This is a genomic window from Bacillus bingmayongensis (assembly GCF_000299035.1).
Lineage (GTDB): Bacteria > Bacillota > Bacilli > Bacillales > Bacillaceae_G > Bacillus_A > Bacillus_A bingmayongensis.
On the sequence record NZ_JH921520.1, the window covers coordinates 59,157 to 81,996 of the forward strand.

Sequence of the window (22,840 nt, forward strand, 5' to 3'; positions counted from 1 at the left end):
GGGGGGAGGTAATCATGTCAAACCGATTGTTTACCATGATTAAATCGTTCGTAATCCCTATACTTGCCATCGTTACATTACTTGTAATTGCTGGTTATGCCTTATCGGGGTGTCAAAGTGAAAAGTCGATTCAAGATCGGTATCCACTAGAATCCGTCGCAAAAGATGGTAAGCAAGAATCGTACGTATATAGGGCTGCCAATCGGTCAGTTCCCGAAGTTGCAAAGGAACTGATTGATGAGAAAGAGCCGAAGCAAGCATCTAAAGAAGATGAAAATCAGATGTTCCTTGTCTATTCTGATAAGTTATATAATCTTCAGAAGGATAAAGAAAAACCATCTGATACATTAGTTGAAATTAGTAATAAAGAATATGTTCGTCAAAATTATCAACCATCTTTTTTACAAAGCTATATTATGGCGAGTATATTAAACGATATATTTGATTCACGAAAATCGTATCATGGCGATTATCGCGGATATACGGACAGACAAAATCATAAACCAGTTATTCCAGAAAGACCACCTACAAAAGAAGAGAAGAAAACACCACCGCCTATTACAAAACAAGGTAAAGGCTCTATTATTAAAAGAAGTGATAAAGGAAGTATTACGGAAAAAGGAAGTAAAACCGTTCCACCATCGACAGAGAAAAAAGGGAAAATTACGAAGTCACCAGGTGGTTCTAGTGGATCTGATGTAAAACCGAAATCATCGATTAAAAGCCCGCCTAGGAATACATCTCCCCCTAAAACAAGGGTTGGTGGTTCAGGAAAAATTACGAAGAGAAGATAGAGAAAAGCCCAAGGAGTGGTATTATCCCCTTTAAGTAGACAGTGTAAAAAGACCATGTACATACATGGGTGTTACACTATTACTTGGAGGGGATTTTTCGTGGTTAAAAAAGGTACAACATTCAATACGTATTCAGATGGATTAAAACTATCAGCTGTTCAAAGTTATTTAAATGGAGAAGGCAGTTATCAAGCTATAGCTAAGCAATATAATATCAGGAGCTCTACACAACTTAAGGATTGGGTGAAAAAATATAAAGAATTGGGTGATATTACAGATACTCGTGGAAAAAATAGCGGAACTCAAGGTATTCCTAATCCTCTAAAAGGAAAACGTGTCCATTTTAACAGTGTGGAGGAAGAGAGAGACTACTACAAGGCACAGGTTGCATATTTAAAAAAGCGTTATCCAAATCTGTAAATGGAGGTGCACTGAGGCACAAGGAGCGATATCGTATCATTGAATCGTTAAAAATGAAATATCCGATCACTTGGCTTACTAAATTCGCAGGTGTACATCGAGCGGGTTATTATAAATGGATCCGTGCGAAAACAGCTAAAAATGTACGATCAGAAGCGGATCAACAATTAAAAAAAGTGATACAATCTATCCACCTGAAGTACAAACAATACGGCTATCCACGTATGAAAATAGCTTTACAGGAGGAAGGTTTCTTTGTAAATCATAAAAAGGTTTATCGATTAATGAGTGAGCTCAACATTCAATCTATTATTCGTAAGAAGCGACGCTTCTTTAAAGGGAATTATTCGAATACTTTTCCGAATGTTTTAAACCGTGAATTTAAAAATCGAAAACAAAATGAAGCGCTCGTTACAGATATTACGTATTTACGAATCCAAGATGGATTTCGCTATCTTTCTGTCGTGCAAGACATTTATAATAATGAAATTGTTTCTTGGAAAATCTCTAGACGCAATGACAATGAACTCGTATTAGATACGCTTGAAAATTTGGTACAAAAAAGAGATGTGCGTGGAACCATTCTTCATTCAGATCAAGGGTTCCAGTACACATCTCATGTCTACAACAAACGACTTTCAGATTTGGGTATCATCGGCAGCCACTCTCGCAAAGGAAACTGCCATGATAATGCCTGCATCGAGTCATTTTTCTCCCATTTTAAATCGGAGATGTTGTATTTACACCATTTTAAAACAGAAGAAGAAGTAGTACAAGCAATTGAGGAATATATCTACTTCTATAACTATAAACGATTCCAAAAACGACTCAACCACCGAGCTCCGATAGAATATCGAATCTTGATGGCTGCCTAGTCTTTTTTATAGCTGTCTACTTGACAGGGCTAACACCACTTTCGCAAGGAGGGCTTTTCCGGTATAAATTAACTAAATAAAAAGCTAAGGGCCGATAAGAAGACAGCGAATCCTAAAATAACGCCGACTACTTTCATATGACGCTTACGTCCCATCACAACGATTGCAATATACTCTCGAATCATTGCATTTGGCCAGTAATAGAAAGCTGTTTTTGAGCCAATTCCTTGGCTATTAAGGCCAGCTAGTTTTGCATATAAACCGGCGCGGAACAAGTGGAAATTGTTTGTTGTAAAGATACTATTATAATTGCTATCTGGTTTTAACGAATCCATAATTTGTTTTGAGAAAAGCATATTTTGATACGTATTGACGGAACGATTTTCCTGCACCGTATGCTCAATCGGAATTCCCTTTTCAACAGCATACTTTTGCATAGCTTCAGCTTCAGGAAGATTTTCATCGGGTCCTTGTCCACCAGAAAAAATGATTGTAGGCGGAGAAGAAACAGCTGCTTGCTTCCAGTAGAAATCAATGGCCTTATTAATTCGGCTTGCTAAAAGTGGTGGCACTTTATCATTAATCAATCCACTGCCAAGCACGATAATAAAATCTTGATTACGTCTTGGTCTATTAAATTGATAAAGGAAATAAGCTGTTAAGAAGTTTGAAACATGTATAAAGAAGTATACGATAATAAGAGATATTGCACCGAATATAGGTTGAAAGTGAGAAGAAAACAAGCTTGCCGGGCTAAAAATAGGCAATAGTATATATAATAAAATAAATATACCTAAAATGAGAGTTAAGCAATTAGAAAAGCGTCGTCCTTCTTTTTTCATCAGTGTTTTAGCATTAAGAAACAATCCAACGATTAAAGCGACTATACCAAAAGGGAGCATAAAGAAAAAAACTAAAAACGGTATAGCAACCATGAAATGTAAATTTTCATTACCTGATTGGAAAGATGCAATCAGACAAAAAAGAAGAAATGAACAGAAAAATGCGTTAAATAAAAGGCCATTTATGATTCTTCTTGGGTCTTTTAAGTAAAAATAGAGAAAAATAATGAATAAGATAAGAGGAATAATTCCAAAAATCATAAATATGATACACCCCGATTTTTATAGATTTTTGTCACACGTAAATATATTACATGATGAAAAAGAATGTGATTAGAAGAAAAAGTATTCAGAATATTATTCGGATAGAGTGAATTGTATCCAAGGAGCTATATGAAAAGGAAAATGTTTTAAGAAACTTTTATTTACAATGTGAAAATTATTTTCGAGTAGGAGAACGGTCTGTGTTCTTCTGTTTCGTATATATGAATTATTTAAAGTGTTTAAATAAGAGGAAGGTATTTGTGTGAGTGTTTTTTCTTTTTTGCGGTAAACATGCTATTTTTTTAGGCTCTTTTCATAAACTGAAAATAACATAATGAAAGTGAGTGATATGATGCCTGCTGTTATTGATGGTGTAATAATTGAAAACTGTAATGGATCACTTAATCTAGGGGATAAATACAATGTACGTCCGATAGTGGAAGAAAAATCATATAGCGGCTCTGGATCGTCTAATACAGGGTTTGCTGTGAGAGCCTTTAATGGAATTAGTGCGACAGATGTGTGTGATAAAGATGTGAATGATCAAGGGATACAATTTACATTATAAGCTTGAAAGGAAAAAAAGACACTCGCTTTGAGTGTCTTTTTCATTTTAGTGATACCCTTTAGCAGAGTCTTTATGAATTTTCTCTTTAAAGATTGTATAGCTCCATAATTGATATCCGATAACGATTGGTACCATTACCATTGCGACGAAGAACATAATTTTTAAGTTTAATTCACTGCCTGCTGCTTGGTATAACGTTGTACTATATGCATCGTTAATACGTGATGGCAACATTCTTGGAAACATACCCGCAAAACCAGTTGTCATAAACATAGCGATTGTTAGGCAGACAAATGTGAATGCAAGAGCAATTTTATGTTTGTAAACCATAATAATTGCTAGCACGCTCATTAGCATCGCAAGCGCCGGAAGAATGAACAGTACAGGATATTCCGTAAAGTTTTGGAATAAGTTTGTACGGTTTGCAGTTGCCACATAGAAGATGGCTAAAATGATCGCAGCTGCCATTGAAAATGGTTTTGCAATTTTATAAGCACGGTCTGATACTTCACCAGATGTTTTAATCATGACCCAAAGTGAACCGGATACGACAAAGATTGCAGTGAAGAAGAGACCACCTAAAATACCGTAATGATTTAATAAGCTGAATAATGTTCCTTCGTAGCCGTCTTTTCCGATTTGCAGACCGTAGTACAGGTTTGCAAATGTAACACCGAATAAGAAGGCGATGAGGAAGCTACCAATTGCAAATGCCCATTTACAAGTGCTTTGCCAAATTGGTGAATCATCTTTGTGCATAAATTCAAGCCCTGCTGCACGAGCAAAAAGAGCAAGTAATACTAAAAATAATGGTGTATATAAGTAGCTAAACATATTTGCATATGTGATTGGGAAGGCAGCGAATGTTGCACCGCCCGCTGTAATTAACCATACTTCGTTACCGCCCCAGAACGGACCAATTGCCTCTTGCATTTGATTTCGTTCTTTCCGATCTTTCGTAACGAACGGGAAAATCATTCCGTTGCCGAGTGCATAACCATCGAGAATAAAGTAAACTGTCCAAATCACGCCCCATAAACCAAACCAAATGACTGCAAGCATATCATGAGACATGAGCGGCACCTCCCTTAGTAGGTTCTTCTAATGCTGCAGGTCCTTTTTTCGCGAACTTCAGCATTAAATATACATCTGCGATTAAGAGCAATGTGTAGAACAATACTAAACTAATTAATGAGAACCAAATTTGTGGGACGGAAATTGGTGAAACAGCTTCAGCTGTACGCATCAATTTGTATACTGTCCATGGCTGGCGACCTGCTTCAGCAACGATCCATCCAGCGTTAATCGCAACATATGGAAGTAAGACAGACCACATTGTAATTTTTAAGAAACGTTTTGAGTTTTCTAGTTTTCCTTTTCGGTTTAAATAGAAGCCAAACCAAGTTAATGCCATGAAGAATACGCCAAGTGCAACCATTAAGCGGAAGCTATAGTAAACAAGGTTTACGTTCGGACGATCTTCTTTCGGAATATCTTTCAAGCCAACAATCTCTCCATCAAATGAGTTTGTATAGAAGAAGCTACCGAGTTTTGGGATTGTTAATAATTCAAAGTTCTCCTCATTCTTCACATCGGGAATTTGGATGATTGAGAAGCCTTGACCTTTACCAGTTTCCCAAACTGCTTCCATCGCAGCACCTTTTGCAGGTTGCATTTTTGCAGCGAATGCACCGGATTGGTGACCGATGAAAGGTGTGGCAGTTGCCGCTAATAATCCTAAAACTAAACCAAACTTAAATGATTTTTTAAAGAACTCCACATCGTTTTTACGTAATAAATGATACGCACTAATTGCCATAACGAAGAAAGAACCAACGATATAACAGCCAACAACTGTATGGAAGAAGATGTGCCATGCATATGGGTTGGTAACAAGTGCCCAGAAATCATTTAATTCAGCACGGCCGTTACGTACTACGTAGCCAACAGGATTTTGCATAAAGCCGTTTGCCGTAATGATCCAAAGCGCGGAAATATTTGTTCCAAGCGCAACCATCCACATACAAAAAGCACGGAACTTTGGTGAGATTTTATCTTTACCGAACAACCAAATTCCCATGAAGGTAGATTCTAAGAAGAAAGCAACAAGTGCTTCGATTGCGAGTGGTGATCCGAAAATATCACCCATATATTTCGAGTACTCTGACCAGTTTGTCCCGAATTGGAACTCCATTGTAATACCGGTTATGATACCCATTACGAAGTTGATCGTAAATAGCTTACCCCAGAAATTCGCCATTTTTCGATACGTTGGATTTAATGTGCGTGCATATTGTGTTTCCATACATGCTACTAAAATAACAAGTCCGATTGTCAAAGGTACAAACAAAAAGTGATAAAAGATAGTAATTGCAAATTGAAAACGACTCAGTAACAGAACGTCGGACATAATAAAGTTTCACTCCTTTTTAACATTATCTACATCCAGTTTATAGTGAAAATATGGGAGGAGCATGTGGGGGTTGTTACAGAGCTGTGTGTATATTTTGAAAGAATTATGTCGATTGTCTGAAAAATTATATATTTGCAATAAAGTAATATCCTTTTGGTATTTTTTTGATTTTGGTACAATTAGTACGTAGTCTAAATGAGAGAAAAGAGGGTCTTTTTACTATGAAGTCATTAGAAGAAATTTTGCAGTATAATGAAAAATTTGTTGAAGAGAAAAAATACGAAGAGTATGAGACAGGAAAATTTCCAAATAAAAAGATGGTAATTATCTCTTGTATGGATACACGTCTTGTTGAACTATTACCAAAAGCAATGAATATGCGTAATGGTGATGTGAAAATTATTAAAGTAGCGGGCGCTGTTATTTCACATCCGTTTGGAAGTATTATGCGTAGTATTTTAGTTGCTGTATATGACCTTGGTGCAGATGAAGTATGTGTTGTTGGTCACCATGATTGTGGTATGGCAAAAATACAGGCAAGCAGTACAATTGAAAAGATGAAAGAGCGTGGCGTAACAGAAGAAAAATTAGATACACTTCGTTATTCTGGAATCGATTTAGAGAAATTCTTACAAGGATTCTCAAGTGTGGAAGAAAGTGTAGAGCATAGCGTGTCAGTACTTCGTAACCATCCATTACTTCCAACAGAAGTACCTGTTCATGGTCTTGTGATCCATCCTGATACAGGAAAATTAGATTTAGTTGTGAACGGCTACGAAGCTTAAGAGTTTACTTTGTCATCCTTTTTATCTGGGACTGGATCAAATCCTCCTGGATGAAAAGGATGACATTTTAATATGCGTATTAGTGTGAGCCAGAATCCTTTGAAAGCACCGTGCTTCTGAAATGCTTCTAATCCATAACTTGAGCATGATGGATAAAAACGGCATGTAGGTGGTGTCATCGGGGAAATAAACTTTTGATAAAAGCGTATGATTCCGATAAAAATCTGTTTCATAACGGTCTCCTTTTCAGCATATTCTTCTAGTATTATAGCACGGGCTATACATAATACTTTACTAATTCGAATTTCCGTTATATCATATTGGATATAACGGAATTAAAATTAAAGCGGGAGAGATGTTTTATGCCATCAGTAGAAAGCTTTGAATTAGACCATACGATTGTAAAGGCACCTTATGTAAGACATTGTGGTGTTCATAAAGTAGGTAGTGACGGTATTGTTAATAAATTCGATATTCGTTTTTGCCAACCAAATAAACAAGCGATGAAACCAGATGTCATTCATACGTTAGAACATTTATTAGCATTTAATTTACGTAAATATATTAATCGTTATCCACATTTTGATATTATCGATATTTCACCAATGGGTTGCCAAACAGGATATTATCTTGTTGTAAGCGGAACACCAACTGTTCGTGAAGTCATTGATTTATTAGAGCTTACATTAAAAGATGCGGTTCAAATTACAGAAATTCCAGCTGCAAACGAAACGCAGTGTGGTCAAGCGAAGCTTCATGATTTAGAAGGGGCAAAACGCTTAATGAATTTCTGGTTAAGCCAAGATAAAGATGAGCTTGAGAAAGTATTTGGTTAATAGATAAAAAAGCTGCCTGTGAAAAGGCAGCTTTTTTACTTTTAGTAAGAATGTAGTTTTCTAGGTGAGAGATAATATCTTTGCTTGTACTTTGTAAAGAGTCTTGAATGTCTCTGCGAGATATTCAACTATCGACAGCATATGCGGTATGGACTGGAATTGGGACATTAGGAGCAGCGATTGTCGGTATTGTATTCTTTCGTGAACCGAAAAATACATTTCGAATATTTTGTATCATCGGCATTATGGGAACAATCGCTAGTCTCAGGTTATTGAGTTGATGTTTAATATTTCTTGTTGCTTCGCTTAAATAATGTTTTAGACAACAAAATAAATATACTATTATTTTGTTGTCTGTACTACGAACAACAGAAGGATATTAAGAAAGACTAGGATTATAGGAAGGACATGCTCATTATTTTACTATGAAAAATTTATATATTATGTAAAATAAAGGGTTGGCTTAAATAAGGCGTCTCTTTATTTTTTAGTATGTTTGAAACTTTATAAATGGATGGTGTAGTTAAGATGTTGGGGAATCTAATTCATTCAATTTTAGTCTTTTTAGAAGGACTGGGCTATTGGGGCGTTATGCTTGGACTCATGATTGAAATCGTTCCAAGTGAAATTGTATTAGCTTACGCAGGATATTTAGTATCATCAGGAAGTATATCATTTTTTGGTGCTATTGTATTCGGTACAATTGGTGGTGTTATAGCGCAGTTATTTATTTATTTATTTATTGGATAGGTCGTTATGGAGGCAGACCAGTACTTGAACGTTATGGGAAGTACATTTTCATTCAGAAAAAGCATATTGATCATGCAGAAGCATGGTTTAATCGCTATGGGACTGGTGTTATTTTTACAGCGCGCTTTATTCCTTTTGTACGCCATGCGATTTCAATACCTGCAGGGATTACTAAAATGTCGCATGCACGGTTTATTACCCTTACTACGCTTGCGATCATTCCATGGTCAACTTTATTTGTATATTTAGGGTGGAAACTGGGGGGAAGATGGGAGAATATCAATGAAGTAGCAGGACCTTATGTTAAATATTTCGCTATAGCTGCAGTGGGTATTGCTGTTGTCTATTTCATTGTAAAAAAAATTATGAAACGACGTGGTTAGTAATCTATATGAAAAAGACAGTTTAAGTACGGTCTCTCTTCTTTTGACTATCGAGAAGTGTTTTATGTTAGTAAAAGATGTTGTTACATATGTAAACAGTTTGCTTCAAGTCAAAAAGGCTATATTTCTACAGTATGTAGGGATATAGCCTTTTTCTTAGTTCAAGTATGTTCTATGTTAAATTAATGTTTTATTGAGAGAATGGTAAATTTTGATATCATAATGAAGAACATAAGACAAGCAATACCAAAATACGGAATGCTCATTGACTTTCGCTCAGCTTTTATTTCATTAATCCTCATGAGGATAAACATACAAGTAAAAGAAAGTTGTATGTAAGGGATTAGTGAGACAGTATTGGTAGAAAGATAATATATACAAAGGGCGAGTGTGAGAAAACTGAAAACACGTAATCCAGTTAACATTGTATTCCTCCTTTGAAAGTGCATGCTAGCGGAGTAAATCTGATATAGCGAGGAATAAAGCTCCGGTTCCAGCTAAGAAACAGATTGCTCCACCTGTTTTCCTTTGTTTGTTCAGTTCTTCAATACTCATAGCAAAAGCCATGAATCCTAAAGCGATGAACATGTAGGGCATAATGATTCTGTTATCTGTGATCAGGCCATAGATAGATAAAGCTAATGCAATGAGTGCGAATGTAATCCGAACTATTTTTAGCATGTTATATCCCTCCGTAAGAGAATGCTTGTTACAGGACATACTTTAAAATGAGAACAACCTACACGAAAACCCCTACAACAATGCAGGTAAAACCAGTACTCTTATTATGCTTTTTTATTTGTTCAACCGCGATTATGAAGAATAAGAGTCCTATGAAAAATTGTGAAAGTGTAAGAAATGAATAGCTATCTGTAAGTAGGCTGTAAGAGGATAAAATAACGACAGTCAAAGCAGTTAAAATGCGTAGTATTCGTAGCATATTATTTATTTGCCTTCTTATAAGGATTATCCTCTGGTTTATCCACCGAATGTTTGTATGAGTATCCTTTATTATTTTAACCGAGAAGACCCCCTCCTCTAAACGAAGTGAAAGTGGGGGATGAATCGGTTTTTTCTTTTTAAAGGGAAATTATTTTTCGGAACGTATGTTCTTTTTTGTTGTATAATTGTCTTATCAAACAAAATGAGGTGAGAAAAGGTGAAGAAAGCGTATTTTTCGAAACGAATCTATAAAAGAGATATGCCGTATGAAATGGTAGATATATTGATAAAGACAATCGAAACATTTAATCGGGCGAAACGTTTTGCATTTCAAACAATCGTTCGAGAAAAACGTTGGAACCGTAAGATACATACAGATAGTCTTCATCTTGTTCTCAAGCGGAAATATCAATTGACTGATTACTATGCAAACAGCGCGGTGCAAGAAGCAAAGGCGTTGTTTACAGGTTTAATGGAGTCTCAACAAATATATGAAAATCAAGAGCAAGAGAAACTCACCAAACTCAAGAAAAAGTTGAAACAAGAACGGACAAAACTAACAACTCTTCGTAAAATCAAACAAAGTTGTGTGAAAGGAAAGCTGACATTTCCGAAAAACACCCGCTTTGCGAAGCACAACAACCTCATCTCCTTATCTCGTAAAAAAGAAACCTTGATTTGGCTAAATGAATATCTATTTGAACACCAATACTTAGATGTTCAAATCAAAAGAATTCAGGCGAAAATCGGACTTCTAACCCACCGGCAATACCGTTTAACGCAAAAACTTTCATCTTATCAAACGAATATTCCAAGCGCAGTATTTGGAAGTAAAAAACTGTTTCGATCTCAATTTACAATCGATGAATTTATACATAATCATGACAAATGGAAAGCGTTATTTTCCCGTGCTCGAAATAAACAACTCATTCTATCTGGTTGTAAAGATGCCAAACACGGAAATTTTGTGTTTCAGTATGTTACCCAGAATCAGGAATTATGGATGGCGACAAGTACAGGAAAACAGGTTATGTTTTCAGCTGTCACATTCCCGTATGGGCAAGAAATCATGGAGGAAGTAATCACAAACCAATTACAGTGTAAGAATAAGAAAAAACATGGCAAACCGATTGCGTGGTCTGTTGAAGACTATGGAGAGTATTACATTGTGAAATGCTTAGTCGATGTACCGGAAAACCCTCACACAAACTACAGTAAAGCGGATGGTGTGATTGGTATAGATTGCAATCTAGATCATTTTGCTTGGGCGAATGTAACCAAGGATGGAAATGATAAAGGAAGTGGTTCCTTCCGTTTTTCTATTATAGGGAAATCCACTGGTCAAATCACAAAGATAATCGAAGGAGAAGTGATTCGCTTAGTTGATCTTGCGCATCAGTATAACAAGCCGATTGTAATCGAGAAGTTAGATACCATGCAATCAAGGGCAGGTGATCGGTACGGAAGTAAGCGAGCGAATCGAATGAAGAGTTTGTTCGCTTATCAGAAGATGACAGACGCGATTCTGGGTCGCGCGGATAAAAGGGGCGTGGCTGTCTTTCAAGTCAATCCAGCGTACACTTCGATTTCAGGGAAGATGAAATATATGCGGAAATTAGGGATCTCAATCCATCAATCGGCCGCCTTTACAATTGGTCGTCGTGGATTAGGATACAAAGAGAAAGTGCCTCAGGTGCTTCAGCCTTATATTCCAAAGAAAGAAGCGCACCACTGGAGCCATTGGCATCAATTAAACAATCGATTGGATATTCGTACGCATCATTTCTATCAGTTATATCATGTAAATCAGCCGGAAGAGGCATTACAAATCGAGCGATTAGACTTATTTGAAAATGAAAAGAAAAAACTAGCAAAACTGTTGGCGTAATGAAAAAAGAATCCCTGGTCCCAGTCTCTTACGCTTGTCACCAGAGCAGATAACAGGTCTAGGAACTGGATGCATGGCATGGTGTTCTTCGCCTCGATAGAGGAAGAAAGTAGCTGTACCTTTTCTGTTTTCCTCGGAAGAGAGAAAGAGGTCGTCTTGCCTAAGGACACTACTGAATTTCTATATCGTTGTATCCTCTTTGTTGAACGAGAGGAAGTGTTTTTGTTTCGGCAGAAACAGTAGAATCCCCTACCTCAAGCTCATGTAGAGGTAGGTGGGGGTAGTTCAATAATAGTTAGCACAGAGAGTACTAATACGAGAACGACAATAATGATCCCAATTATTAAGATTTTAATCATCCATAATCCTCCTTTTCTTCAGTTTACCATCAAATCCAACTCGTTTTACATAATTTTGTAATTGTTGAAAACAATAGAAATTAAAAGGGTGAAAGAAGGGCGTTATATGGATAATAAGAAAACTTACTATATATCAGTAGGGAATGGTCAAATTTCGCAAGTGAAAACGGCAGATACATATAGTTTTGAGATTTATGCAACGGATGAGGAAATCATTCAGCTTCGGGAGTATTTCGATCAAGCGTATCGTGAAGATCTTGGTTCGTTTGTACGTTCTCACGTTCCATATGTTGAGTATCACCATGATTCGAATAATGATCGTTATGACGAACAGCTACAGAAAGCATATCAGATGATTTATGATCTAGGGAATCATGAAACGAAAGAATTAGTCGCGCAAATGGGAATAATCAATGGATTATAGTTGGATAACATTATGCATATGAATAAGAATTGTGCTACAATTTGTGGTAGGAAAAACTTGTAACCATCAATAGGGGAGTAATGGCATGTACAAATTTAAAGATTATTACCACAACACTGTACAATTATCGTTTGAACGTTACCCATTTTCTCCTGAGCCAAAGCATGTTTGGGTTGTATGCCGGTACGGGGATCAATGGTTATTAACGCATCATTTACGCCGCGGTCTTGAATTTCCAGGTGGTAAAGTAGAAATTGGGGAAACACCGGAAGAAGCGGCAGTTCGAGAGGTTCATGAAGAAACCGGCGGCATTGTTTCTGATTTAACTTACTTAGGACAATACAAAGTATCTGGAAAAGACAAAATAATCATTAAAAACATTTATTTTGCAACAATTAGTGCGGTTGAACAACATACGCACTATGAAGAGACAAAAGGGTCTGTTCTATTAAAAGAAATCCCTGATAACATCAAAACTGATAGGAAATTTAGCTTTATTATGCGTGATGATGTATTAGCACGTACGATGAAACATATAGAAGAAACCGGCTGTTTTACGAAGTAAAGGAGTCGGTTTCTTTTTTGTTTAGAGAATAAAACGAATGAGAGAAAAGGCAAAGATACAAGATAGGATCTCAAACAAAATTTTTCTTTCTTTACGCAAAACAAAAGACAAAGAAAACGAAAATAGTGAAATTCTTTGAAGTAATGTGAGAAGATTGTGGGAATATAAAAAATTCAATAACACAGTGACTATTATTAGAAATGGCGAAATTTGTTTTAAGAAAAATAAGAAACGTTGTCAGCATGTTTCAGAAATTGTCCATGATGCCTCCTTTTGAATAAGACATATTCACTTTATATTAGTATGAAAAAAATGATAAAATATGGGTTATTCAAGTTTTACAAATGAAAGTACCTCAAGCAAATCCCGAGCCACATGAGAATGTTCAAAATCCCCCCAAAATGAATTCTTCTTCCAAACAGCAGTTATACCAGCATTCTCAGCTCCTATTACATCATTTTCTGGATGATCCCCCACATATATACATTCATTAGGTTTCACATTTAATCTCTGGAGGGCGCGTTCAAAGATAGCTGAATGAGGTTTCTTAATGCCTTCTGCTTCAGAAACGAGAATTGTATTTGTATAAGTATGTAGTTGTAAAGCGCGAATATTATTCATTTGAAATTCAGTCATGCCATTTGTGATAATTCCTACTTTAATATTTTTGTTTTGTAATTGCTGTAGTAATTCATGCATATTAGGAAAAGGAATGCAGTGGTTTGCAAATCCTATCACGTAGTCATGCAAGAGCTGTTCGGCTGTTAGAGTTGTAATGTTATATTCTTTGAGCAAGGTAGTATATACTTTATCTTTCCACGTGTAGCCGTTATTATCGAGCTCAATAAAACGAGAACAGTATTCAACTTTGTTTATCTCGGTAAAATGATGAGCATAACGATCATATTGATCCTTAATAAAATGCTGCAAAGAACGACGTCTATCTAATAGTGTTCCATCTAAATCGAACAGTACTGCGCGTATCATAATAGTCCCTCCTAAGAAAATGGTAAACTCTATCAAAATAATTATCGCATATTTCTAAAAAAATGATTATGATATGTTTGTAGAATGGAACGCTGGAGGTTTATATGGGGAAATTTTGTGGAAAGTTATTATGTTTAATTTTAGCAATTGGTTTTGCGGCAGGATGCAGTAAAGAGGTAAAAGTTGCCGAAAAGAAAGATATATGCAAAGCCGAAGATGATTGTACGAAACTTGGAGATGACATGGTTCAGAAAGTATATAAGAAAATGGAGAGTCTATCTCAGCTGGAAGAACCAGAAGGAAATATAGAGGAATTGGAAGAAAGTACGGAAGAGAATTCCGGAAAGATAGAAAGTATTAGGGAAGCTGAAAAAAAGAAAGATGATGATGAAAACTATTTCTTTTTAGCATCTTATTATATTGATAAGGAAGACATCATAGATCCTTATTTTGAAAAACTGGATAAAAAACGTTTAAATAAAGTGTTTGCCGATGATAAAGAAGCGAAGGAAGAAATAATTGAGCAACATGAGGATAAGGATTATCATGAAACGCTATGGGAAATTTATCGTACGTTAATTCCGCCTAAGTATCGAGAGAATATAAAAGAGTTTGATATTGTGACAGATGGATATGATGGGATTGTTGCTCATGTGACTCCTAGTATGGAGAATCCGAAAGATTGGGTGTTAGGTTTAGATACGCTTGATTCAGGTGTGAATATAGATGAAGTGATGAAGACGTTAATACATGAGACGGCTCATGTATTAACGCTTAGTGATAAACAAATTCCAGTAGATGAAAAGTATGTAAAGGCGTTTGAAGAGGAGAAAGATGTTTCTTCTTATCAAAATAATTGTAAAAATCTTTTCCTACAAGAAGGGTGTGCGAAAGCGGATTCGTATATTAACAAATTCTATGATTCTTTCTGGAAATCAATTGAAAGTGAATGGAAAGAAAAGCAAATTGAAATAAATGAAGATGCACAAATACAATTTTTCGAAGAGAAGCATGATCAATTCGTTTCCGAGTACGGGACAACGAATGTAGCGGAAGATATTGCAGATACATTTACAGCATTTATTTTACAAGATTCAAAGAAAGTGAAGGAAGGAACAGAGTTGAAGTATAAAAAAATCGCGTTCTTCTATCAGTTCCCTGAGCTCGTAAAAATGAGAGCGGAAGTGTTATCTGGGTTATATGAAATTTCGCAAAAAGTAGAAGAATAAACAGTAGTAAAAGCAATCAAAATATAATGAGGTTGCTTTTTTTATATAGAAGAAGGAACTAGAATTTTCAAATAGAATAGGTATGAAAAGGAATTTGTCACAAAATTGACACAACTAGAATATACATAGTAGAGATGTAATGAATTTATTCTCAAGGAGGTAGATCGTATGAAAACCATTCTTGCTATTGCTGGCCTTATTTGGGTAATGTCGCATGGGGTTCCGATTTTCGAAGGAGAACAAATTCGCACAGCGCTAGATAAACAATTTAGTGAGTATCATGTTATAGATCGACAAGATAATATTGTAAAGGTACGTGTGAAAGATTGTTTTCATACGGTCACGATTCAAGGGAGTACTGTAATTAACGATACAAAAGTATGTGATTCAAAATAAATTTTATTGTATACGTATTAATACAATTTGAAAAAGAAGAAAGAGCTGACCCCGGCATATTGTTTGGAGTCAGCTTCTTTTTCTTTTCCCTACAATTAATTTCTCAAATCCTTCAACAAACACATACATAAGAGTAGCGAGGACACATGTCAGTAACACACTCAGTAGTACGAGCGTAAAGTTAAACACTTGGAATCCGTAGCTAATTAAATAACCGAGTCCTTGTTTTGAAACGAGCAGTTCCCCGAAAATAACACCAACCCATGATAATCCAACGTTTACTTTTAAAGTTGAAATGATAGCGGGAAAGGAAGACGGTAAAATAACTTGTTTATAACATTGCCATTTATTTGCACCGAACGTATCCATTACTTTTATATAATTAGAATCAACTTCTTGAAATGCACTGTAAATAACAAGAATGGTGATGATGATAGAAATAATGACTCCCATTGCGATTGAAGAGGAAATGTTTGGGCCGAAAATAACGATAATAATCGGACCAAGCGCTACTTTCGGCATCGCATTGAGCACAACAAGGTATGGGTCTAATACGCGAGCGATAAGAGGTATCCACCAAAGAACGGTTGCGATGATTGTCCCGAGCACTGTACCTAGAATAAAACCAATACCCGTTTCAAGCAGTGTCGTCCATATGTGAATCCAAAGTGATCCATCTCCCCATTTACTTAAAAACAACTCCCAAATACTTGAAGGAGAGCTGAAAAGTAAAGGATCGATCCACTCCTGTTTACTAGAGATTTCCCATAATGCAAAGAAGAGAATGAGAAGTAATAATTGTAAAGAGGCAGCTGTCCAAGTGCGCTGGCGTTCTTTTTTTCGAAATTGTTCATGTAATTGCTTTATATTATCCAAGGTTCTCCAGCTCCTTCCATATGGCTTGGAAAAGAGATGGAAATTCAGGATGGTGTCTTGCTTTTAACGGTGGTAAAGAACGGATGCTTTCTGGTACGGTGAATGTTTTGGCAATTTTACCAGGGTTTGCTTGAAGCAAGCAAATACGATCACTCATTGCAATTGCTTCTTCAATGTCATGTGTGACGAGAAGGGAAGTTTTCTTATACTTGTGCAATAAAGAAAATACGAGATCCTCTAAATTTAATTTCGTTTGATAATCAAGAGCTGAAAATGGTTCATCAAGCAAAAGGATTTTTGGATTTGTTGCGAGTGTACGAACGAGTGCTGCACGCTGGCGCATACCACCGGATAATTCATGAGGGGATTGCTTTTCTACACCTTGTAGTCCGACTTGCTTTAAAAGTTGTAATGTATGTTCTTTCGTTTCCTCCCCATATGTTTTTGTAATGTGCAGCCCAAGCATGATATTTTCTTCAATCGTTTTCCAAGGGAACAAGTAATCTTGCTGAAGCATATAGCCCATTTTTGATGTTGATTTTATTACTGGCTCATCATCTAAAAAGACAGTGCCTTCAATTGGTTTTAACAGTCCCGCGATAATAGAAAGAAGCGTTGTTTTACCGCAGCCACTTGGACCGAGAAAGGAGATGAATTCTCCTTCATCTACGTGTAAGTTAATATTTTCGAGGACGAGCCGAGCATTTTCCTTTGAAAAAAAGCATTGTGAAACATGAGATATTTGTAAGAAACTCATCGTATTCGCCTCTATTTCTTAATAACGCTTTCGGCAATTTTTGTATTGACGAGCGCCTCATGTGGAACTTCTTTTTGTAGTTCTCCAGCTTCTTTTATAATCGTTTGCAGTTGCTTCCATTCTTCCGCGTCTAATAATGGATTCGTCGCATAGGAATGTTGTTTTTTGTAACGCTCGATTACTTTTACCGTAATATCTTTTGAAGTATCTTTAAAAAGTGGTGTAACAGCCTCGGCAATTTCTTCAGGACTATGTGTATCTACCCATTGCTGTGCTTTATATAATGCACGTGTGAATTTCTCCGCTGCTACTTTGTCTTTCTTTAAAAAGCTTTCTTTTGCCATAAATGTTGTATATGGAACAGTTCCAGATTCAGCACCGAAAGAAGCGACGATATAGCCCTTTCCCTCTTTTTCAAAAATGCTTGCGGTTGGTTCAAACAGCTGTACAAATTCCCCTGTACCAGATGCGAAGGCATTAGCGATATTCGCGAACTCGATATTTTGAATTAAATTTGTATCCTTGTGCGGATCAATACCATTTTTCTTCAAAACGTATTCTCCAACCATTTGCGGCATACCGCCCTTACGTTGACCAAGGAAAGTAACGTCCTTCACATCGTTCCAATTAAAGGAATCTAACTTTTTACGTGAAACTAAAAATGTACCATCAGTTTGCGTGAGCTGTGCAAAGTTAATAACCGGATCTTTTGCTCCTTGCTGATGAACATAAATGGATGTTTCAGAACCGACAAGTGCAATTTCAATTCCACCAGATAACAGCGCGGTCATCGTTTTATCTCCACCAGCTGTCGTTTGCAGGTCAATATCTATTCCTTCATCTTTAAAGAATCCTTTTTCGATCCCAACATAGAGCGGGGCATAGAAGAGAGAATGTGTAACTTCACCGATGCGAATCTTTTGCGTCTTCTGCTTAGCGTCGTCTTTTTTACTACACGCCACAAATGTAAAAACAGTAAGTACAAGTATACAAAAAACAGCTATGAATTTTTTCAATACGTGACACCTCCTAGAAATGAATCTACTGCTATAATATGGAAGGAAGTGCCTAGATGTGAGTGGACATAGGAGGAATTTTTTGGATGATAAAGAAGTACAAATATAAGGGGTGATAAAAATGAAGTATGAATATGATGATAGCCTGCATTTACATCTTGATTATTTTGGAGATGAGTATGATGTGGAATCGATTGCTTATAAAAGAAAACATGAAGATGTGTGGGATGTCTTTTTTAACTTTGCGTTTTATGAGATTCCGCTGATTGGGGTGCAGGAAGAGACATATATGGATGAACACTCAGGGTATTACGTATTTTCCATACAGGCTAATGACCTAAGCTGGGAATTTGGAAGTGCTAAGTTTGAAGAATGGCTTTTGGAGCATCGTATATTAGAGAAAGTGGTACAGAAATAGGTTGATCGACTTTCTTGTTTTGTTATTTATCTCTGTAGCAGGATTTCCCCCGCATTAATGGGCAGTAAGACCCCCGCCGACTAAAGTTTTACTTTGTAGAATGAAGTTGAGTATGTTCACCTCAATTTTCAAAAAGACATACGTTTGTAACATTGAAATGCTACAACAGTCTTTAAATAGTATCTTTTTAGGAAGATAAATTTAGAGGTGAACATATGAAAGCGAACTTAGAACACTCCAAAATAAATAGAATGGATTTGAACGAGGAAATACCTTCTTTGGAACAAGTCAAAGGGGGTACTTCCTTATTGCGGTTTAGAAGAATAGGTATCATTTCTCTCATACTATTCATTCTTCCGATAACAATTTATATATATGCTTTTCATTTTGAAACGAATTCATTGTCAGTCACATGGAATGATATTGAGAATCCAAATATTCCAGAAGGTTTTCATGGTGTGAAAATCGTACAGTTTTCAGACACGCATTTTGGACCAAATTTTCCTCATAAACAGCAACAAATGTTAGTAGATAAAATCAATAAGCTAAAACCTGATATTGTAGTTTTTACAGGTGATTTAATAGACAAATTTGGAGAGTATACTGCAGAAAGGGCACAATCACAAACCATTCTAGCTCAAATTCGAGCACCTCTTGGTAAATATGCTGTATTTGGCAATCATGACCGGGGTGGTGGAGGCGGTCATTTATACAAAAATTATATGGAGAAGGCTGGTTTTACTGTTTTGAATAATGAAATGAAAAAGGTTAAGGCTGCCAATGGTGATTACATTACAATTTCTGGTCTTGACGATTTTTTACTTGGAAAACCAAAAGTTCAGCCTACTCTTCAGCATCTTAGAACAGAGGATTTTAACTTACTATTAGTGCATGAACCGGATGCTGTAGACCAGATATTTGAATATCCAGTGGACCTTCAAATATCTGGTCATAGTCATGGTGGACAAGTACAGCTCCCGTTCATAGGTCCTATCATTACTACTTCATTAGCAAATAAATATGTAGAAGGGCTTTATTCATTGGAAGGAAAGAGTGAGCCATTACAGTTGTATGTGAATCGTGGTATTGGTACGACTAGAATGCCGGTACGGTTTTTAAGCAAGCCGGAACTTTCTGTTTTTTCGTTAAAGAGAACGAGCAGTCATGGGAAAAGATAGTATGTTTACTGTTTACGAAGTTATTAAAAATAGAGACTAGATGTAATTCAGTACAAATACGACAAATTATGACAATTTTATCTCCTTATATCTGTTATCTTAAATAAGTTCGTTATTTTTACCAGATACATAGGAGGATTTTTGAATGTCAAAAAAGTTATTGTTACTATTGCTTAGCAGTTTGTGTGCATTTGTTTTAACAGCGTGTACAGGTGCAGATGATGAAGCAAAACAGGCAGAAAAGAAAGAACAAAAAGAAGAGAAAAAACAAATAGACGAAAAGAAAGTGGAAGAAGATAAAAAGATAGAAGAAGGGAAACATAAACAAGAAGAAGAGCAACGAGCAGAAGAAGAAAAACGTAAGCAAGAAGAACAACAACGAGTAGAAGAAGAAAAACGAAAACAAGAAGAACAACAACGAGTAGAAGAAGAAAAAGGAAAACAAGAAGAGCAACAACGAGTAGAAGAAGAAAAAGGAAAACAAGAAGAGCAACAACGAGCAGAGGAAGAAAAACAAAGACAAGCAGGGCAACAAACTCAAAAAACAGTGCAACAAGAAAGAGCACCAAAACAAGCACAAACAAGTGGAGGCAAACCAACAAGGTCGCAAATTTCAGTTGGCTCTCATGTGGAGATTGTCTTAGATAAGGACCGTAGTAAACGTGTTAGCGGTGTTGTAAAAGACATTTTAACCAATACGGAGACGCATACATACGGTATTAAAGTACGATTACAAGATGGGCAAATTGGTAGAGTACAGAGTGTCGGTTAATAAGAAAAGAGGTTATCCTAAAAGTGAATTTTTAGGATAACCTCTTTTTTTATTTTGTAAGAGAAAGTTTATTCATGAAACTATTTTATGTCACTAGATAACGTGATAAAATTTTAGTTACTGTGCATATAATCATAAAAAACGAATGTGTTTGTTAGTAGGTTTTGTAATATTTTGATTGGGTTCATATTTTTAGGGGTCATACAATTGATAGAGTTTTATATTGTAAATATTCACAGAATTTTTAGAGAAACATGGGGGTGACTGCTAGATGCCCAAACCATTAAAGAAAAATAGTCGCTATATGGTTGGATTGGACAGTCTAAGGGGCCTAGCTATACTAGGTGTTATTTTATATCATATCAATTTTAATTGGATGCCTGGAGGATTCTTAGGTGTCACTGTATTTTTTGTACTTTCGGGTTATCTAATTACAGATATTTTGTCCATAGAATGGAAGAGAAATAAGAGGATTGACTTGAAGAATTTCTGGCTCCGTAGGGCAAGGAGATTACTTCCTGGAATGCTTGTCATGCTTGTAATTGTTTTAGCATGGATTACAATTTTTCATAGTTCTTTGTTAGGAAAGATGCGAGGGGATTCATTAGCAGCTTTATTGTATTTCAGTAACTGGTGGTATATTTATCACAAATTATCATACTTTGAGAGTTTTAATCAACTTTCACCGCTAAATCATTTTTGGTCGTTAGCTGTTGAAGAACAGTTCTATGTAGTTTGGCCATTTATCATTAGCCTTGCATTTTATTACATAAAAAAGAAATCACGTATTATTTTATTCATCATTTTAGGAGCAGTTGCTTCCGCATTAGCAATGGCAATTCTGTATGAACCAGGAGCTGACCCAAGCAGAATTTATTATGGTACTGATACGAGAGCTTTTTCCTTATTGATTGGAGCAGCACTTGCCTTAATTTGGCCGAGCAGTAGGCTTGCAAATAAAATTATTCCAAAAGCACGTCTCATTCTTGATGTAGTTGGAGGAATTTCTCTTATTATTATTCTCGTTATGTTTTGGAAGACGAATCAGTATGATCCGTTTCTATATCGCGGAGGCATGGTCATTTTATCGATTGCTACTGCCTTGTTAGTGGCGAACCTTGCTCATCCAGCTAGCCGAATCGCTCAATTTTTAAGGTTTAGACCACTGCGCTGGATGGGGGTACGATCGTACGGGATATATCTTTGGCATTATCCGATTATCACATTGACGAGTTCGAAAGTAAATGCTGGAGAATTTCAGCTTACAAGAGCGATTCTTCAATTTTTACTTATTATAGTAGTTGCACAAATTTCATGGAAGTTTATCGAAAATCCAATACGACAAGGTGCACTACAGAACATTCAGTTTAGAAACTTAAGACTTAAAAACTTAGCTTTAGGCGGTAAGTTAGCTTTAATATGCGCATTATTTGTTTCTTCGATAGCTGTTTTTGGATTATCAACAGCTAGTAAAGCGAAGGAGAATCCTCCAAAAGATAAGGTGGAAACAGTACAAACGGAACCGGCGAAACACCCAGTTGCAGTTCGGGAAAAACCGGCTGATGAACCACCTCAAAATAAGGAACAACAAGAAGCTACTGTGCAGCCTAAAGATCCTCAAACGGTTACAGCTGTAGGTGATTCCATTATGATTGACATCGCTCCGTATTTAAAAAATGTTTTTCCTAATATTAGGATTGATGCGAAAATTGGTCGCCAGCTGTCGAAAGCAATTCCTGCGGTGGAACAGCTGAAGAGTGAGGGGAATTTAGGGGATCATGTCATTGTTGGATTAGGTACAAATGGAGCCTTTACTAAGGACCAATTAGTATCATTAGTAAAACTGATTGGGAATGAACGTAAAATTGTATTAATCAATACGAGGGTACCACGTCCATGGGAATCATTAGTGAATGAGAAATTAAAAGAAGTGGCATCTGAATATCAAAATGTAACGCTAATTGATTGGTATTCAGCAAGTGCTGGAAATAAGGCGTATTTTGAACCGGACGGCGTACATTTAACGAAAACAGGTGCAGAAGCATATGCATCACTTGTGACAAAACAAATAAATCAAGCGAACCAATGATTTGATTCGCTTCA

Annotated in this window: 24 protein-coding genes and 3 pseudogenes; 16 read left to right on the forward strand and 11 right to left on the reverse strand. The window is 36.3% G+C overall.

Going from position 1 to position 22,840, the window contains the following annotated elements:
• Positions 1 to 14: 14 nt before the first annotated feature.
• Entirely contained in the window at positions 15 to 794 is a 780-nt protein-coding gene (locus Y7E_RS0123785; RefSeq protein WP_017153717.1) for a DUF4247 domain-containing protein, read from the forward strand.
• Between the two features lie 99 nt (positions 795 to 893).
• Positions 894 to 2,089 (forward strand): IS3 family transposase gene (locus tag Y7E_RS33325; protein ID WP_154652025.1). Its coding sequence is split into 2 segments (ribosomal slippage): positions 894 to 1,200 and positions 1,200 to 2,089, totalling 1,197 coding nucleotides; the frame shifts between segments, so codons are not numbered across the junction.
• A gap of 68 nt (positions 2,090 to 2,157) precedes the next feature.
• On the opposite strand, the gene Y7E_RS0123800 is transcribed toward Y7E_RS33325, so the two are convergent.
• Complete coding sequence (locus tag Y7E_RS0123800; RefSeq protein WP_017153718.1) at positions 2,158 to 3,192, reverse strand: YdcF family protein; 1,035 nt, start codon at positions 3,190 to 3,192, stop codon at positions 2,158 to 2,160.
• A gap of 337 nt (positions 3,193 to 3,529) precedes the next feature.
• On the opposite strand from Y7E_RS0123800, the gene Y7E_RS0123805 reads away from it, so the two are divergent.
• Positions 3,530 to 3,763, forward strand: coding sequence for a spore germination protein (locus tag Y7E_RS0123805; protein WP_081584749.1), 234 nt, complete (start codon positions 3,530 to 3,532; stop codon positions 3,761 to 3,763).
• Between the two features lie 45 nt (positions 3,764 to 3,808).
• On the opposite strand, the gene cydB is transcribed toward Y7E_RS0123805, so the two are convergent.
• Both cydB and cydA read right to left on the reverse strand, forming a co-directional pair.
• A complete protein-coding gene (cydB, locus tag Y7E_RS0123810) occupies positions 3,809 to 4,837 on the reverse strand; it encodes a cytochrome d ubiquinol oxidase subunit II (RefSeq protein ID WP_017153720.1) in 1,029 nt (342 codons plus the stop codon).
• Positions 4,827 to 6,173: a cytochrome ubiquinol oxidase subunit I gene (gene cydA, locus Y7E_RS0123815; protein ID WP_017153721.1), complete on the reverse strand. Its 1,347-nt coding sequence runs from the start codon at positions 6,171 to 6,173 to the stop codon at positions 4,827 to 4,829. The genes cydB and cydA overlap by 11 nt, the downstream gene beginning before the upstream one ends.
• 224 nt (positions 6,174 to 6,397) lie before the next feature.
• Between cydA and Y7E_RS0123820 the strand changes: the two genes are divergently transcribed.
• Positions 6,398 to 6,961: a beta-class carbonic anhydrase gene (locus Y7E_RS0123820; protein WP_017153722.1), complete on the forward strand. Its 564-nt coding sequence runs from the start codon at positions 6,398 to 6,400 to the stop codon at positions 6,959 to 6,961.
• On the opposite strand, the gene yidD is transcribed toward Y7E_RS0123820, so the two are convergent.
• On the reverse strand, positions 6,958 to 7,194 hold the full coding sequence (gene yidD / locus Y7E_RS0123825; RefSeq protein WP_017153723.1) for a membrane protein insertion efficiency factor YidD: 237 nt from the start codon (positions 7,192 to 7,194) through the stop codon (positions 6,958 to 6,960). The genes Y7E_RS0123820 and yidD overlap by 4 nt on opposite strands.
• 129 nt (positions 7,195 to 7,323) lie before the next feature.
• On the opposite strand from yidD, the gene luxS reads away from it, so the two are divergent.
• The 3 genes and pseudogenes from luxS (at position 7,324) to uptA (ending at position 8,930) form a co-directional block, all read left to right on the forward strand.
• Positions 7,324 to 7,797, forward strand: a complete 474-nt coding sequence (gene luxS, locus Y7E_RS0123830; protein WP_017153724.1) for an S-ribosylhomocysteine lyase LuxS — start codon at positions 7,324 to 7,326, stop codon at positions 7,795 to 7,797.
• A 107-nt stretch (positions 7,798 to 7,904) separates the two neighbouring features.
• Positions 7,905 to 8,078: pseudogene (locus tag Y7E_RS30295) on the forward strand (DMT family transporter); the annotation flags it as partial.
• Between the two features lie 247 nt (positions 8,079 to 8,325).
• Positions 8,326 to 8,930 (forward strand): annotated as a pseudogene (uptA, locus tag Y7E_RS30300) (undecaprenyl phosphate transporter UptA).
• A gap of 450 nt (positions 8,931 to 9,380) precedes the next feature.
• On the opposite strand, the gene Y7E_RS0123850 reads toward uptA, so the two are convergent.
• From Y7E_RS0123850 to Y7E_RS34905, 3 genes and pseudogenes are all read right to left on the reverse strand, one after another.
• Complete coding sequence (locus Y7E_RS0123850; protein WP_017153727.1) at positions 9,381 to 9,611, reverse strand: DUF3953 domain-containing protein; 231 nt, start codon at positions 9,609 to 9,611, stop codon at positions 9,381 to 9,383.
• A 58-nt stretch (positions 9,612 to 9,669) separates the two neighbouring features.
• A complete protein-coding gene (locus Y7E_RS32165) occupies positions 9,670 to 9,870 on the reverse strand; it encodes a DUF3953 domain-containing protein (RefSeq protein WP_081584750.1) in 201 nt (66 codons plus the stop codon).
• Between the two features lies 1 nt (position 9,871).
• Positions 9,872 to 9,943: pseudogene (locus tag Y7E_RS34905) on the reverse strand (YtzI protein); the annotation flags it as partial.
• A 146-nt stretch (positions 9,944 to 10,089) separates the two neighbouring features.
• Between Y7E_RS34905 and Y7E_RS0123855 the strand changes: the two are divergent.
• The 3 genes from Y7E_RS0123855 to mutTA all read left to right on the forward strand — a co-directional run bounded on the left by Y7E_RS0123855 (position 10,090) and on the right by mutTA (position 13,108).
• On the forward strand, positions 10,090 to 11,760 hold the full coding sequence (locus tag Y7E_RS0123855; RefSeq protein WP_017153728.1) for an IS200/IS605 family accessory protein TnpB-related protein: 1,671 nt from the start codon (positions 10,090 to 10,092) through the stop codon (positions 11,758 to 11,760).
• A gap of 465 nt (positions 11,761 to 12,225) precedes the next feature.
• Complete coding sequence (locus tag Y7E_RS0123865; RefSeq protein ID WP_017153730.1) at positions 12,226 to 12,543, forward strand: hypothetical protein; 318 nt, start codon at positions 12,226 to 12,228, stop codon at positions 12,541 to 12,543.
• Between the two features lie 85 nt (positions 12,544 to 12,628).
• On the forward strand, positions 12,629 to 13,108 hold the full coding sequence (gene mutTA, locus Y7E_RS0123870) for an antimutator 8-oxo-(dGTP/GTP)ase (RefSeq protein WP_017153731.1): 480 nt from the start codon (positions 12,629 to 12,631) through the stop codon (positions 13,106 to 13,108).
• A 327-nt stretch (positions 13,109 to 13,435) separates the two neighbouring features.
• Here mutTA and Y7E_RS0123875 read toward each other — a convergent pair whose 3' ends face one another.
• On the reverse strand, positions 13,436 to 14,095 hold the full coding sequence (locus tag Y7E_RS0123875; protein ID WP_017153732.1) for an HAD family hydrolase: 660 nt from the start codon (positions 14,093 to 14,095) through the stop codon (positions 13,436 to 13,438).
• A gap of 104 nt (positions 14,096 to 14,199) precedes the next feature.
• Between Y7E_RS0123875 and Y7E_RS0123880 the strand changes: the two genes are divergently transcribed.
• Together Y7E_RS0123880 and Y7E_RS0123885 are read left to right on the forward strand one after the other, a co-directional pair.
• Positions 14,200 to 15,324 (forward strand): hypothetical protein, encoded by a 1,125-nt coding sequence (locus Y7E_RS0123880; protein ID WP_017153733.1) that lies wholly within the window; start codon positions 14,200 to 14,202, stop codon positions 15,322 to 15,324.
• A 168-nt stretch (positions 15,325 to 15,492) separates the two neighbouring features.
• A complete protein-coding gene (locus Y7E_RS0123885; protein ID WP_017153734.1) occupies positions 15,493 to 15,720 on the forward strand; it encodes a hypothetical protein in 228 nt (75 codons plus the stop codon).
• Positions 15,721 to 15,789: 69 nt separating this feature from the next.
• On the opposite strand, the gene Y7E_RS0123890 is transcribed toward Y7E_RS0123885, so the two are convergent.
• From Y7E_RS0123890 to Y7E_RS0123900, 3 genes are read right to left on the reverse strand one after another with little or no spacing between them, the layout of a single operon-like run.
• Positions 15,790 to 16,596 carry an ABC transporter permease gene (locus Y7E_RS0123890; RefSeq protein ID WP_017153735.1) on the reverse strand — a complete coding sequence of 269 codons (807 nt, stop codon included), beginning with the start codon at positions 16,594 to 16,596 and terminating at the stop codon, positions 15,790 to 15,792.
• Positions 16,589 to 17,353: an ABC transporter ATP-binding protein gene (locus Y7E_RS0123895; RefSeq protein WP_017153736.1), complete on the reverse strand. Its 765-nt coding sequence runs from the start codon at positions 17,351 to 17,353 to the stop codon at positions 16,589 to 16,591. The genes Y7E_RS0123890 and Y7E_RS0123895 overlap by 8 nt, the downstream gene beginning before the upstream one ends.
• A gap of 11 nt (positions 17,354 to 17,364) precedes the next feature.
• Positions 17,365 to 18,369, reverse strand: coding sequence for an ABC transporter substrate-binding protein (locus tag Y7E_RS0123900; RefSeq protein ID WP_017153737.1), 1,005 nt, complete (start codon positions 18,367 to 18,369; stop codon positions 17,365 to 17,367).
• 121 nt (positions 18,370 to 18,490) lie between these two features.
• Here Y7E_RS0123900 and Y7E_RS0123905 point away from each other — a divergent pair, with 121 nt between their 5' ends.
• The 4 genes from Y7E_RS0123905 (at position 18,491) to Y7E_RS0123920 (ending at position 22,826) form a co-directional block, all read left to right on the forward strand.
• On the forward strand, positions 18,491 to 18,787 hold the full coding sequence (locus tag Y7E_RS0123905) for a DUF3986 family protein (protein WP_017153738.1): 297 nt from the start codon (positions 18,491 to 18,493) through the stop codon (positions 18,785 to 18,787).
• 215 nt (positions 18,788 to 19,002) lie between these two features.
• On the forward strand, positions 19,003 to 19,965 hold the full coding sequence (locus Y7E_RS0123910; protein WP_017153739.1) for a metallophosphoesterase: 963 nt from the start codon (positions 19,003 to 19,005) through the stop codon (positions 19,963 to 19,965).
• A 145-nt stretch (positions 19,966 to 20,110) separates the two neighbouring features.
• Positions 20,111 to 20,737, forward strand: a complete 627-nt coding sequence (locus Y7E_RS0123915; protein ID WP_017153740.1) for a YwbE family protein — start codon at positions 20,111 to 20,113, stop codon at positions 20,735 to 20,737.
• A 271-nt stretch (positions 20,738 to 21,008) separates the two neighbouring features.
• Entirely contained in the window at positions 21,009 to 22,826 is a 1,818-nt protein-coding gene (locus Y7E_RS0123920) for an acyltransferase family protein (RefSeq protein WP_017153741.1), read from the forward strand.
• Positions 22,827 to 22,840: the final 14 nt, after the last annotated feature.

Excerpts from the sequence above, each read along its gene's own strand:
- Y7E_RS0123800 (WP_017153718.1), bottom strand. The coding sequence starts at position 3,192 with ATGATTTTTGGAATTATTCCTCTTATCTTATTCATTATTTTTCTCTAT.
- cydB (WP_017153720.1), bottom strand. The coding sequence starts at position 4,837 with ATGTCTCATGATATGCTTGCAGTCATTTGGTTTGGTTTATGGGGCGTG.
- Y7E_RS0123850 (WP_017153727.1), bottom strand. The coding sequence starts at position 9,611 with ATGCTAAAAATAGTTCGGATTACATTCGCACTCATTGCATTAGCTTTA.
- Y7E_RS0123910 (WP_017153739.1), top strand. The coding sequence starts at position 19,003 with ATGAAAGCGAACTTAGAACACTCCAAAATAAATAGAATGGATTTGAAC.
- Y7E_RS0123820 (WP_017153722.1), top strand. The coding sequence starts at position 6,398 with ATGAAGTCATTAGAAGAAATTTTGCAGTATAATGAAAAATTTGTTGAA.
- Y7E_RS0123875 (WP_017153732.1), bottom strand. The coding sequence starts at position 14,095 with ATGATACGCGCAGTACTGTTCGATTTAGATGGAACACTATTAGATAGA.
- Y7E_RS0123905 (WP_017153738.1), top strand. The coding sequence starts at position 18,491 with ATGAAGTATGAATATGATGATAGCCTGCATTTACATCTTGATTATTTT.
- Y7E_RS0123785 (WP_017153717.1), top strand. The coding sequence starts at position 15 with ATGTCAAACCGATTGTTTACCATGATTAAATCGTTCGTAATCCCTATA.
- luxS (WP_017153724.1), top strand. The coding sequence starts at position 7,324 with ATGCCATCAGTAGAAAGCTTTGAATTAGACCATACGATTGTAAAGGCA.
- Y7E_RS0123895 (WP_017153736.1), bottom strand. The coding sequence starts at position 17,353 with ATGAGTTTCTTACAAATATCTCATGTTTCACAATGCTTTTTTTCAAAG.
- Y7E_RS32165 (WP_081584750.1), bottom strand. The coding sequence starts at position 9,870 with ATGCTACGAATACTACGCATTTTAACTGCTTTGACTGTCGTTATTTTA.
- Y7E_RS0123915 (WP_017153740.1), top strand. The coding sequence starts at position 20,111 with ATGTCAAAAAAGTTATTGTTACTATTGCTTAGCAGTTTGTGTGCATTT.
- cydA (WP_017153721.1), bottom strand. The coding sequence starts at position 6,173 with ATGTCCGACGTTCTGTTACTGAGTCGTTTTCAATTTGCAATTACTATC.
- yidD (WP_017153723.1), bottom strand. The coding sequence starts at position 7,194 with ATGAAACAGATTTTTATCGGAATCATACGCTTTTATCAAAAGTTTATT.
- Y7E_RS0123885 (WP_017153734.1), top strand. The coding sequence starts at position 15,493 with ATGAAAACCATTCTTGCTATTGCTGGCCTTATTTGGGTAATGTCGCAT.
- Y7E_RS0123880 (WP_017153733.1), top strand. The coding sequence starts at position 14,200 with ATGGGGAAATTTTGTGGAAAGTTATTATGTTTAATTTTAGCAATTGGT.
- Y7E_RS0123805 (WP_081584749.1), top strand. The coding sequence starts at position 3,530 with ATGAAAGTGAGTGATATGATGCCTGCTGTTATTGATGGTGTAATAATT.
- mutTA (WP_017153731.1), top strand. The coding sequence starts at position 12,629 with ATGTACAAATTTAAAGATTATTACCACAACACTGTACAATTATCGTTT.
- Y7E_RS0123865 (WP_017153730.1), top strand. The coding sequence starts at position 12,226 with ATGGATAATAAGAAAACTTACTATATATCAGTAGGGAATGGTCAAATT.
- Y7E_RS0123920 (WP_017153741.1), top strand. The coding sequence starts at position 21,009 with ATGCCCAAACCATTAAAGAAAAATAGTCGCTATATGGTTGGATTGGAC.